Origin of the sequence: Streptomyces sp. NWU339, from assembly GCF_003143855.1 — a bacterium.
Taxonomy (GTDB): domain Bacteria; phylum Actinomycetota; class Actinomycetes; order Streptomycetales; family Streptomycetaceae; genus Streptomyces.
In genome coordinates, this window is record NZ_QFRK01000037.1 from 77,992 (window position 1) to 89,001 (window position 11,010).

The 11,010-nt window shown below is 69.9% G+C and carries 12 protein-coding genes and 3 pseudogenes; 7 read left to right on the plus strand and 8 right to left on the minus strand.

Translation table 11 applies throughout. The features are described 5' to 3' along the window. Nucleotides 1–276 precede the first annotated feature (276 nt). Nucleotides 277–441 (minus strand): annotated as a pseudogene (locus tag DIZ27_RS32090) (pirin family protein); the annotation flags it as partial. Between the two features lie 93 nt (nucleotides 442–534). On the opposite strand from DIZ27_RS32090, the gene DIZ27_RS32095 reads away from it, so the two are divergent. Continuing rightward, nucleotides 535–1,068 (plus strand): hypothetical protein, encoded by a 534-nt coding sequence (locus DIZ27_RS32095; protein ID WP_258308636.1) that lies wholly within the window; start codon nucleotides 535–537, stop codon nucleotides 1,066–1,068. Nucleotides 1,069–1,520: 452 nt separating this feature from the next. On the opposite strand, the gene npdG is transcribed toward DIZ27_RS32095, so the two are convergent. Next, nucleotides 1,521–2,255: an NADPH-dependent F420 reductase gene (gene npdG / locus DIZ27_RS32100; RefSeq protein ID WP_109381929.1), complete on the minus strand. Its 735-nt coding sequence runs from the start codon at nucleotides 2,253–2,255 to the stop codon at nucleotides 1,521–1,523. 140 nt (nucleotides 2,256–2,395) lie between these two features. Here npdG and DIZ27_RS32105 point away from each other — a divergent pair, with 140 nt between their 5' ends. Further along, nucleotides 2,396–2,995 carry a hypothetical protein gene (locus DIZ27_RS32105; RefSeq protein ID WP_109381930.1) on the plus strand — a complete coding sequence of 200 codons (600 nt, stop codon included), beginning with the start codon at nucleotides 2,396–2,398 and terminating at the stop codon, nucleotides 2,993–2,995. A 26-nt stretch (nucleotides 2,996–3,021) separates the two neighbouring features. Here DIZ27_RS32105 and DIZ27_RS32110 read toward each other — a convergent pair whose 3' ends face one another. Beyond that, entirely contained in the window at nucleotides 3,022–3,285 is a 264-nt protein-coding gene (locus DIZ27_RS32110) for a hypothetical protein (protein WP_109381931.1), read from the minus strand. A gap of 60 nt (nucleotides 3,286–3,345) precedes the next feature. On the opposite strand from DIZ27_RS32110, the gene map reads away from it, so the two are divergent. Continuing rightward, entirely contained in the window at nucleotides 3,346–4,203 is an 858-nt protein-coding gene (gene map / locus DIZ27_RS32115) for a type I methionyl aminopeptidase (protein WP_109381932.1), read from the plus strand. 153 nt (nucleotides 4,204–4,356) lie between these two features. Continuing rightward, nucleotides 4,357–5,015: pseudogene (locus tag DIZ27_RS32120) on the plus strand (heme oxygenase (biliverdin-producing)). Between the two features lie 161 nt (nucleotides 5,016–5,176). Here the strand turns inward: DIZ27_RS32120 and DIZ27_RS32125 are convergent. Beyond that, on the minus strand, nucleotides 5,177–5,803 hold the full coding sequence (locus DIZ27_RS32125; protein ID WP_109381933.1) for an ATP-binding protein: 627 nt from the start codon (nucleotides 5,801–5,803) through the stop codon (nucleotides 5,177–5,179). A gap of 184 nt (nucleotides 5,804–5,987) precedes the next feature. On the opposite strand from DIZ27_RS32125, the gene DIZ27_RS32130 reads away from it, so the two are divergent. The 3 genes from DIZ27_RS32130 (at nucleotide 5,988) to DIZ27_RS32140 (ending at nucleotide 8,066) form a co-directional block, all read left to right on the plus strand. Beyond that, the gene (locus tag DIZ27_RS32130; RefSeq protein ID WP_109381934.1) at nucleotides 5,988–6,860 is read left to right on the plus strand and encodes a helix-turn-helix transcriptional regulator; all 873 of its coding nucleotides are present in this window, start codon (nucleotides 5,988–5,990) and stop codon (nucleotides 6,858–6,860) included. Beyond that, nucleotides 6,857–7,060 carry a DUF397 domain-containing protein gene (locus tag DIZ27_RS32135; protein WP_109381935.1) on the plus strand — a complete coding sequence of 68 codons (204 nt, stop codon included), beginning with the start codon at nucleotides 6,857–6,859 and terminating at the stop codon, nucleotides 7,058–7,060. The genes DIZ27_RS32130 and DIZ27_RS32135 overlap by 4 nt, the downstream gene beginning before the upstream one ends. An 88-nt stretch (nucleotides 7,061–7,148) precedes the next feature. Then, entirely contained in the window at nucleotides 7,149–8,066 is a 918-nt protein-coding gene (locus DIZ27_RS32140; RefSeq protein ID WP_109381936.1) for an aminoglycoside phosphotransferase family protein, read from the plus strand. An 896-nt stretch (nucleotides 8,067–8,962) separates the two neighbouring features. Here the strand turns inward: DIZ27_RS32140 and DIZ27_RS32150 are convergent. From DIZ27_RS32150 to DIZ27_RS32165, 4 genes and pseudogenes are all read right to left on the minus strand, one after another. Then, nucleotides 8,963–9,406, minus strand: a complete 444-nt coding sequence (locus DIZ27_RS32150) for a DNA-binding protein (protein ID WP_109381937.1) — start codon at nucleotides 9,404–9,406, stop codon at nucleotides 8,963–8,965. A 139-nt stretch (nucleotides 9,407–9,545) separates the two neighbouring features. Then, a pseudogene (locus DIZ27_RS46040) lies at nucleotides 9,546–9,650 on the minus strand (sporulation protein); the annotation flags it as partial. Between the two features lie 99 nt (nucleotides 9,651–9,749). Next, nucleotides 9,750–9,968, minus strand: a complete 219-nt coding sequence (locus DIZ27_RS32155; RefSeq protein ID WP_109381938.1) for a hypothetical protein — start codon at nucleotides 9,966–9,968, stop codon at nucleotides 9,750–9,752. Between the two features lie 666 nt (nucleotides 9,969–10,634). Next, a partial coding sequence (locus DIZ27_RS32165; protein WP_181383779.1) for a transposase occupies nucleotides 10,635–11,010 on the minus strand: 376 nt, incomplete at its 5' end.

Genomic DNA, 11,010 nt, shown 5'->3' on the forward strand with positions numbered 1-11,010 from the left:
GTCCGGCCGCCCTCGGGTCCGCAAAGGCCACCGCGCGCGAGGGAGCTGCGAAAAGAGTGCCTCAATCGCAGCTGACGAGGCGTCAGCGAAGTCAGCATCAGGTCAGCAAGAGTCCTGCCACAGCTGCTCACAGACGGCCACACCGTGGAATCGCCCGCCATCCCGGCTCCGGTCCGCACCCCGCTCAGCCGTCCTCCCGCGAGCGGGCGGACAGCGGGAGGCAGCGCCCGACCGCCGCCCGCTCACCAGCCACCAGGGATCAGGCATTACCGCAGGTCAGCGCACCCTTCCGCGCGGCTTCAGCGGCACCGGCGGCAGCTCGGGAGCGGGCAGCGGGGCGCCGTCGTAGCCCTTCACCTCGCCGAAGCGGGTGCCCTCCATCCAGTCCCGGGGGGCCTGTTCGATCTCCTCCTGGGTCCGGCCGATCCAGTTCCAGAACATAGCGAACCCTGCGCGCATCCGTGCAGGTCAGTGGCGTTCCGGACCGCCAGCGGTCAGCAAACTGTCAGCATCGGTTCCGGAGGAGTCAGCACCGTGAGTGCCGCAGTCCTGGTTTGTGGGATGGGCTCGTTCTTCAAGGAGTGTGAGCACCCGCGGTCGCGGTGCTCGAAGTACCCTCACCCGTACAAGATCTGGTATCGGTCGGCGGCCGGGAAGCAGGTGAAGGAGGCCGGGTTCGCGACCCGGGGCAAGGCGATTGCGCGTTTGACGGAGGTCAACAAAGCGAAGAAGGCTGCGCCACGGGGCCAGGCGAAGTCGGAGCACATCGCGAAGTACGGGGCGATGCGGTTCGAGGAGTACGCCGCCCGGTGGAAGGCCGGGCAGCGGGATCTGGGGCCGGCGTCGGTGGTGCACCTGGACTCGCTGCTGAGCATCCACCTGCTGCCACTGCTGGGCAGCCGGCGGATGAGCACCTTCGACCACAAGGTCGTCGAAGCCTTCATCCTGAGCACGGAGCGCAACGGCGTCGGCCTGGCCGCGCAGGCGAACGCGTTCGACAAGCTGAAGGCGATCCCGCTGGACGCGCACCGGCTGGGCTGTTCGACGACAATCCCGCCTCCGGTGTGAAGTCGCCGCAGTACGGCCGTCTTCGGTTGGCTGACCCGCTACAACAGCCGCCGTAGGCACTCCGCCACGGGCACCTCTGCCCCAACGGTTACGAACACCAGCACCACGCGGTCAAGCTCACGTCGGCCGCATGACACACGAACGCGTGTCCCCCTTCACGGGGAAGGCCGCCGAACGCAGTGACGTCGTCGCGGCGGCCGCACACTCCGCAGAGCAGAGACCCAATGCGAAGTCACCGCGAAGGCCGCGGTGGCGGCCGGCGGTGCGCGTGCCGGACGGCCTCAGCCCGTCCCGGGTCGGCGCGGTACGGAACCGGGCAGCATCACGGCAGCGATGCAGTGGCCGGGGTCCGCCACCGCCCGGTGGCCTGGGCGCTCCCGCAGCCTGGACAGCCGGATCGCAGAGGCCTGGGCGCGTCTTCCGGGCGGCCCGGTACGGGGCCGCCCGGGATGTCATACGTCCGTGACGCGGAGCCCGGCGTGTGCCTTGTAGCGGCGGTTGACGGAGATCAGGTTGGCGACCAGCGCCTCCACCTGGTGGGCGTTGCGCAGCCGCCCGGCATAGACGCCCCGCATGCCCGGAATGCGCCCGGCCAGCGCCTGCACGATCTCCACGTCGGCGCGGACCTCGCCGAGCACCATCACATCGGTGTCGATCCGGTCGATCTCCGGGTCCTGGAGCAGCACCGCGGACAGGTGGTGGAAGGCCGCGGTGACCCGGGAGTCCGGCAGCAGGGCCGCGGCCTGCTCGGCGGCGCTGCCCTCCTCGGGCTTCAGCGCGTAGGCGCCCTGCTTGTCGAAGCCGAGCGGGTTGACGCAGTCGACGACGAGCTTGCCGGCCAGTTCCCCGCGCAGGGACTCCAGGGTCTTGCCGTGGCCGTCCCAGGGCACGGCGACGATCACGATGTCGCTGCGGCGGGCGGTCTCGGCGTTGTCGGCGCCCTCGACGCCGTACCCGAGTTCCTCGGCGGCGGCCCGGGCGCGTTCGGCGGCACGCGAGCCGATGATCACTTTCTGGCCGGCCYKGGCGAGCCGGTGGGCGAGGCCCTTGCCCTGCGGTCCGGTGCCGCCGAGCACGCCGACGACGAGCCCGGAGACGTCGGGCAGGTCCCAGGGGTTCTTGGCGGGGGCCTTCCCGGGGGCGTTCCCGGGCTGCTGAGCGCTGTCGCTGGGGATACTGGAAGTCATGGCCTGACTCTATGTGTGCGGCGGCGCCGTTTCCGGCCGAGTGAGCCCCGTCACTCCGCCGTCCGCCGTGTCCCCCGGGCCGGTGAATCCGCGGCGAACCCCGGGACGCGGCAACCCGGCCGGGGGCAGGATGCGGCGCCATGGACGCCGTACGGGTCGCGCTGCTGCGCGAAGTGCTCGCCGGGACCGAGTGGCTGGGGGCCACCCGGCGGTTCGCGGGGACGCTGCGGGCCTCGGTGGTGTCGCACGGGGGCGGGCTGCTGATCGTGGGCACCCCGGAGTACGAGCCGTGGCACCTGGCGGCGCATCTGGTGGACGAGGCAGCCTGGTCGGGCACGCCGGAGCTGGCCCCGACGCTCGTACGGCACGGCGCGCGCCCCTCGGATCCCGCGCATCTCGCGGTGGGCCTGGGGCGGCTGGAGGCGGCGCGGCGGGGCGAGACGCTGCTGGTGGTGGCGCCCGGGGAGCCCACGGCCCTGCTGCTGGAGCGGGTGTCCGACGCCCGCCGGGCCGGTGCGACGCTGCTGTCCCTCGGCGTCGGCGACGGTGAGCTTCCGGCGCTGGCCCACGAGACGCTGGCCGTCCCCGAGGGCGCCGAGCTGGACCTGGACACCGTGCAGCACCTGGTCAGCGCGGCGGCCGGGGAGAACGCGCTGCCGCCGCGGGGCCGCCGCGGCTTCCGGGACCGGCTGTCCCGGCTGGCGGACCTCCTGACGGCCCCGCCCCCGGCCCGCTGGTAGCAGGAGCGCTCCCGCCCCGCCCGTGCTCAGTCCCCGCGACCGCCCCCGGGGCCGCCCTCGGGGCCGCCCTCGGGGCCGCCCTCGGGGGCGTCGTGCCACTTGGGGTCGTTCTCCCACTGGAGGTTGCGCTCACGCGCCGTCGCCATGGCGTGCTCGGCCTCGGCTCGGCTCGTGTAGGGACCGAAGCGGTCCTTGGCGGGACACTCCGGGCCCTCCTCGACCTTCTGGTGCTCCAGGCAGTAGAACCACTCGCCCGGCTTCCCGACCGTCCGCTTCTTGAACAGGGGCATGACCGGCTCCTTTCGTCACGGAAGATGGTCCCCCGCGGCCGCTCAATTAGACTCGCCGCCATGTCTGGCCAGTCGCTGCTCATCCCAGGGGAGCTGTCTCCCACCCGTTCCGTACCCGGAAACATCCGTCGCCCCGAGTACGTCGGAAAGCCCGCTCCCACGCCGTACACCGGCCCGGAGGTGCAGACCCCCGAGACCGTCGAGGCGATGCGGACCGCCGGGCGGATCGCGGCGCGGGCGATGGCGGAGGCCGCCAAGCACATCGCGCCCGGTGTGACCACCGACGAGCTGGACCGGGTGGCGCACGAGTACATGTGCGACCACGGCGCGTACCCGTCGACGCTCGGTTACCGGGGTTTCCCCAAGTCGCTGTGCTCCTCGGTCAACGAGGTGATCTGCCACGGCATCCCGGACTCGACGGTGCTGCGCGACGGCGACATCGTCAACCTGGACGTGACGGCGTACATCGGCGGGGTGCACGGCGACAACAACGCGACGTACCTGGTCGGCGACGTGGACGAGGAGAGCCGACTGCTGGTGGAGCGCACCCGTGAGGCGCTGAACCGGGCGATCAAGGCGGTCAAGCCGGGCCGGCAGATCAACATCATCGGCCGGGTCATCGAGTCGTACGCCAAGCGTTTCGGCTACGGCGTGGTGCGGGACTTCACCGGCCACGGCATCAACACCTCGTTCCACTCCGGCCTGATCGTCCCGCACTATGACAGCCCGCACGCGACGACGGTCATCCAGCCCGGCATGACGTTCACGATCGAGCCGATGCTGACCCTGGGGACCCACGAGTACGACATGTGGGACGACGGCTGGACGGTCGTGACGAAGGACCGCAAGCGAACGGCCCAGTTCGAGCACACCCTGGTGGTCACGGACACGGGCGCGGACATCCTGACCCTGCCCTAGCCCGGACCAGGTCACCCGGTCACCCCCTTTGGCCCGCTCTCCTCGGAGGGCGGGCTTTCTTCGTGACGCGAGGGGATAGAGAGGAGGAAGTTACCGACAATCCGTCGGCAAGCTATTGACTTAGGTAAGCCTAACCATAGAAGATCTGGACTCATGGACTCCTCCTCCTCCTCGGCCTTCTCGACCCTCATCCGCACCGCCTCCCACGAACAGCACATGGAGGCGGAGACCTCGACCTTCATGAGTGACCTGCTCGGCGGTCGACTGGGCGTGGACGCGTACGCCCGCTACACCGAACAGCTGTGGTTCGTGTACGAGGCGCTGGAGTCGGGCGCGCGGCAGCTGGCGTCGGACCCGGTGGCCGGCCCCTTCATCCGCCCGGAACTGCTGCGCCTGCCCTCCCTGGAGCAGGACCTGGCCCACCTGCGCGGCCCGGACTGGCGCTCGACCCTGACCGCCCTGCCCGCCACCCGGGCCTACGCCGACCGGGTCGCCGAGTGCGCCCGGGACTGGCCGGCTACATCGCCCACCACTACACCCGCTACCTCGGCGACCTCTCCGGCGGCCAGATCATCCGCGACAAGGCGGAGCGCGCCTGGGGCTTCCCGAAGAAGGGCGAGGGGGTCCGCTTCTACGTCTTCGAGGGCATCTCGAACCCGGCCGCCTTCAAGCGCGAGTACCGCGAACTGCTGGACGGAGTCCGCGCCGACGACCTGGAGAAGCAGCGCGTCATCACCGAGTGCAAGCGCGCCTTCGCCCTGAACACGGCTGTCTTCCACGCCCTGGGCGAGGAGTTCCCCCTGTCGGCGTGACAGGGAGGTGTCTACACCCCACGCGCGTACCGGCCCGTGGGGTCAAGGCACTTCCCGACCTCGACCGGGGTGACGAACGTCCCGCGCTCGCCGCTGTCGGCCACCTTCCACGCCCGGGCCAGCCGACGCGGTGGGAGTCCGTCGCCGAACCGGTCACCGTGTCAGCGATCGCCCGTCCGTACGGCCAGCGGCTCGGCGGCATGGATCCGCAAGGGTGGGCCTGCGGCGAACTCCAGGATCACAGCGGGTCCACCCGTCGCGTACTGATCGCCCCGCACACCGAGGACGGTCCGCCACTCGCCCCGGACCCGCACCACCTGTCCGGTCCGGACCATGACCGCCGCCATCTCGCGCGTCGCGGGCTCGGCCACGATGTCCGGGGCCTTCAACTCCGCGAACACCGTCTTCCCGATCCCGGCCGCGCGCTCCTCGTAACCCCAGCGATGGGTGAGCGCCGCCACGAGCAGCAGCCCCCGCCCGCCGGTCTCGTCCTCGCCGGGCTCTCGGACCTCGGGCCGGCCACCCCCGGCGTCACTCACCTCCAGCCGCAACAGCCCGTCCGCGACGGAGCGGATGATCCGCACCCCCACTTGCCGATCACTCGGCACTGGCACGCGCAGTGCGTTGGTGACCAGCTCGGAGAGCACCAACTCGGCATCCTCCAAGACCTCTTGGGCGACGCCCCAGCCTCCGAGCACCGCATGCAGCATCGCCCGTGCCCGGGGCACGCTGCCACGGCTGCGGGAGAGGCGGAAGGTGATGTCGTCTGTACCGAAGCTGTGTGCCATGGCGCCCCCACGGGGCCGGTTGCAGGAGATCAGAAGCACGCCAGAACCACCACTGAGTGCTGTCGACGTGCAGCAAATCGCAGCCTATGAATTGATGCAATATTGCATGCCGCAAAGTCGACTGCTTCACTCCTTCGAGTTGCGCTTCCTTCCTCCCGAGTGCGCTTCTGATAGGGAGTTGCCCATGCCTACTGTCAAACCGTCCACTGTGTTGGGCCGTCAACTCGGCGACGAACTGAAGAAGTTCCGCGAGGCCGCAGGCGTCACCATGGCGCATGCTGCGGAGGTCCTCGACTGCACCAAAGGAAAGATCAGCCGTATCGAGAACGGTCACGTCCCTGTTCGCGCACCCGACTTGCTCGCTCTCATGCAGGCATACCGTGTGGACGAGCCCGAGTCGCGGGAGCGTCTCGCGGCCCTCGCGCGCAGGGCCAATCGGCGGCGCAGGGAAGGCTGGTGGCACCCGTACACATCCGTACTGAGCGACACCTACATCGATCAGATCGAGATGGAGGCCATCTGCGAAAGCGTCCGTACGTACCAAGCGCAGCTAATTCCCGGACTACTGCAGACCGAGGCCTACGGGCGGGCGGTGACCGTCGCTTCGCGCGCCTGGCAAACGCCCGAGGACATCGACCAGTTCGTACGGGTACGCCTCGCCCGCCAAGCACGGCTCACCGGTGAGAACCGCATCAGCTTCTGGGCGGTGCTGGCAGAAGGCGTACTCCGCCAAGAGGTCGGCGGCACCGAGGTGATGCGGACGCAGTTGGAACACCTGGTGACCATGACGCAGGAGCCCAACGTCACCATCCAGGTGCTCCCGTACTCGCGTGGCGCCCATGCAGGCATGTTCGGCCCGTATGTACTGCTGAGCTTCCCTCAGATGGCCGCGCTCGATCTGGTACTCACCGAGACACCGGCGGGAAACATCTGGATGGAGCAGGAGGCGACAGTGGCCAGTTACCGAGCGATGTTCGACGACGCCAGGATGGCAGCATTGCCGCCGACGGAATCACTCGCCCTGATCCAACGCATCGCCAAGGAGTACAGGCCATGAGCCACACGATTCTCGCCACACTCACCATCGACGCGGCAATATGGCGCAGGAGCAGCCATAGCGGCGGACAGGGCGACTGCCTCGAACTCGCCCACAACATCCCCGCCCTGGCCCCCGTACGCGACAGCAAGGACCCCAGCGGGCCAGTCATTCTCTTCGGCCGTGCCGCCTGGGGCGCTTTCGTCGCACACCTGGGCTGACGCCGACCGGACAAGGAGTGCAGGATCAGGACGAGCCGCCTGCACACCGGAACCCAGGCAGACCGCTCCCCGACTACCGTGGCTCCGCATGACGGCCACCGAGACGGACATCACCGAGGACCTGATCCGGGATCTGCTGCGCGAGCAACACCCCGACCTGGCGGATCACCCCCTGAAGCTCGGCGCGCTCGGTTGGGACAATCAGGTGTGGCGGCTCGGCGACGACCTCGCCGTCCGGTTGCCCTGGGCGACGCAGTCCGCGGACGCGCTGCTGCGCAAGGAACACGCCTGGCTGCCCCTCCTCGCCCCGCACCTTCCGCTGCAGATCCCCGTCCCGCAGCGCCTCGGTGAGCCCTCCGCGCGGTTCCCGCGGCCCTGGCTCGTCACCACCTGGGTGCCGGGCGAGCCCGCCGACCGCGCCCCCGTCACGCGCCCCGCGGAGGCGGCCGTGGCCCTGGCCGGCTTCCTGACCGCCCTCCACCGTCCCGCCCCCGACGGGGCACCCGCAGGCCGGAACCGCGGTGGCCCGCTGGCCGACACCGCCGAACACTTCACGCAATCGCTCGCCTCGGCCGCCGCGCTGGGGCTGGTGCGCGACCCGGACGCCGCCCGCGCCGTCTGGGAAGACGCCGCCGCCGCGCCCGACTGGGCGGGCCCACGTCTCTGGCTCCACGGCGACCTGCACCCGGCCAACATCCTGACCGTGCACGGCACTTTCTGCGGCGTGATCGACTTCGGCGACCTCTGCGCCGGCGATCCGGCCTGCGATCTGGCCGCCGCCTGGATCCTGCTGCCGGACGGCGCAGCCGACCTCTTCCACCAGGCCTACCGGCCAAGCCCGGACGCCGCGACCCTGCGCCGCGCCCGCGGCTGGGCGGTGCTGCGCGCCCTCGCCGGCATCCACATCGGGGACGCCGGCGTCCACGGCCGTCCCGGAGGCAAGCCCGCCTGGGGCCCACCCGCCCGCGCCGCACTGCAACGCCTCACCGCAACGGCCCACCAGTGACCAAGCACTCCGGCAGGAGGGCAAAAGGCAAGCTCGGGGATCGAGGATCCGGGGAGTACGGAGTGGCTCGGCCGGATGCGGCCTCGTCCGTGCGCGATGCCGGGGCAGGCGCCCGCGCCCCGGGCGTGACACACCGTCCCAAAACCGTGAACACTTTGGCCGCCACTGTCCTGACGCCGCTCGTTTGAGCGCTCTGGTGACACTTGCCCGCCGACTGCTCACGGTTTTCAGCAAGGCATCCGTCCCCGGCCCCGCAGCGTCGGGAGCACGGAGATCCCTCACCCCACCCGGCGGGACGCGACCACGGCGCGCCGCAGCGACCATCGTCTTCCAGGGAGGTACCGCCTACAGTCGGCGGCCCGGCGGGGGTTGCGAACCGGCGATGTGCCTCTTGAGCGCCGCGAACCCGTTCGCCCCTTTCACCAGTCGACAGGCGCCGGTCTCCGGATCGACGAGGACGGGCCGGTTACCGCCGACGCGGATCTGACACCCGCAGCTCGACCAGCCCGATCCCGGGTGGCTGGAGCGGCTCAGCCAGATCACCGCCGAGACCCTCGTGCTGGCCGGCGGCCCAAGCAGCCATGTGCCTCAGGACGGCGTAGCCGAGTTGGCCCGCCGCATCCCCGGCGGGCACATGGTCACCATCCCGGTCGGACACCTGATCCACCACGCGGCGCCGGAGGCGTTCACAGAGGTGATTGCGGCGTTCCTGCCGGCGGAGGAGACCGTTCGTCCTGCTCGCCAACCATGAGCGCGCATCTCGGCGGTCTGATTGAGGAGTTGGCCGGGCCATGGCAGACGCGATGCGCGTCCGTGCTGCGTGACCGCCGCGATGGGGACCGCCGACAGCAGACCGGGGCGGCCTTGCTCTTCGAACGCCGACGCCCCCCGAGGCACTAGCCTTCCTCAGCAGCCGTGACGCGGCCGGCCAGGCGTTCGTAGCGCTGTCTGGCTGCTTGAGGAGTGCCGAGCCCGAGGCCAAAGGCGATCTCTTGCCACGTCATGCCGCGGCCTCGTGCCATCTGGAGAAGTCCGGTTTCCAGTTCGTCCATGTCCCCGCGAACCAGCGGGACGAGGCTCAATGCAGCGGTGATGTCGGCATGGTCCACCTCCGGCTCACCGTCGTCGAGCTGTGCGGCCCCACTGAGCAGGAACGACACGAGTCTGACGGCCTCGTGCGGTCCGATGACCGAGGGATGAACCTGTCGGTGGCGTTGCTCGTCGGTGGTCGCGTGTCGCTCGGCGATGCGCAACAGGGACGCGTAGACGCGGTGCGCTCGCGCCTGCTCCGGCTGTGGGGGCGTGAACGGGTCGGCGTGCTGTTCAGGATTCGACGGCATAAGAGGAGCATGAGGAAGTTCATGAACTGTTGTCAACGCTTCGTTTTGAACAATTCGTTCAACCGCTGACTTGGATGCCCCTTGCTGCTGTGACCACACAGGGTCACCCGGCGGTGGCCTCGAGCAGCCGCCAAGGCGTCTTGCCCCGAACTGGACCGCCACCGGTGGACGGGCCCACCGGGTCGAGCACCGTGTCGACTGTGGGGGCGTCCACGCCACGTGAGCCGAGGAGTCGCTTGAACACCGTCGTGGCGTCCGCTCCTTGAACGTGCGTGCGTTCCGTGAGGGTGGTGCCATCCGGCCGGCGAGCGGGCGAATGGCAACACGGTTGTCCGCCGACCGGCTACTCGGCCGCCTCGAGAGCGGCGAGTGCCTGCGCCCAACGGACATACTTCAGTTCGGCCAGGTCCGCGACGGTCTTGACTCCGAACGCCTCCTGGAGCAGCTCGCCGTCGCGATCGGAGACTCCCTTCAGCGCTGCCACCGGGGCGGCGAGTATCTCCGGCAGGCTCTTGTCCGCCCACGCCTTGTCCAGCACCTTGTCCAGATCGATCGAAGCCATGGGTGTCGCCTCCAGGGGTGCACGGCCCGGACCTCGCCCGGGCCTGTTTCTACAAACGCGTAGAAGCATAGGGTCGTCCCGGCAGGCAGGGAGCGCGCTCCGGGCAGCCTCGCCGGGAAAGGCCGAAATACGCTCCTGAGCTGGCCAAAGGCCACTGCCCGCCAGACCGACGGGCCCTTCGGGACACAGTCCCCGACCGCCCCGTCCAGCACTTCCTGAGCACAGCACGCGGCGGGGTGGTGCCGGAGCGGTTGCCGTTCACGCTCCCGGGTGCCCAGCTCGGCATCACCGTGTGCACACCAAGCCTCAGTTCGGTGTCCAAGCCCGCGATCTCCCACCAACTGGATCCCCTGAGTCGGTGGACGGAACGACCGCAGCCCTCGATGTGGAGAGCACAGCCAAGGGCGTTCTCCATGCGGAGATCGTCGCGGACCACGCGCAGTCGCAGTGGTGCTGAAGGCACGGACTCCCTGAGGAGTGTGCCGCTTCCCTCCGTGCCGTCCCTTAGCCTCGATCCACCGACGTGCTCTGAAGGTGATCTCTTGATCGTTTTGTGAGCTGGTTTCGGTCGGTGATCGTGGATGGGCAGGTTGTTTCTGCTGGTCTGCCCAGCTTTTCCACGGTGCGGTTCCGGTCGAGCCCTGGCGGGCGGGGTGGGCAGGGGGATCAGGCCAGTGCGGGTGGGTCGTGGACGGTGTCGAAGAGGTGTGTCCAGGCTTGCTCCCAGGGCCAGTTGCAGGGCAGGTGCAGGGTGATGCGTCGTGCGGATCGCGCGATCCGGGCCGGGACCTGGACCAGGTGGGCCCGGAGGGTGGCCGTGGTGGCCTTGGCGTGGAACGCGGAGGCCAGGGAACCTGCGGCCCGCAGCAGGTYGTAGGCCATCGCCCACAGGGTCAGCCAGGCCGCGTTGGCGTGGAAGTRCCCGGACGGCAGATGGGCCAGGGCCCCGGCCTTGCTGTCCGCGATGACCTGCTCGACCACGGCGTGATGTCGGTGTTCCCGCTCGGCCTGCAGGGTTGCGGCGGGCTGGTCGGTGAAGAAG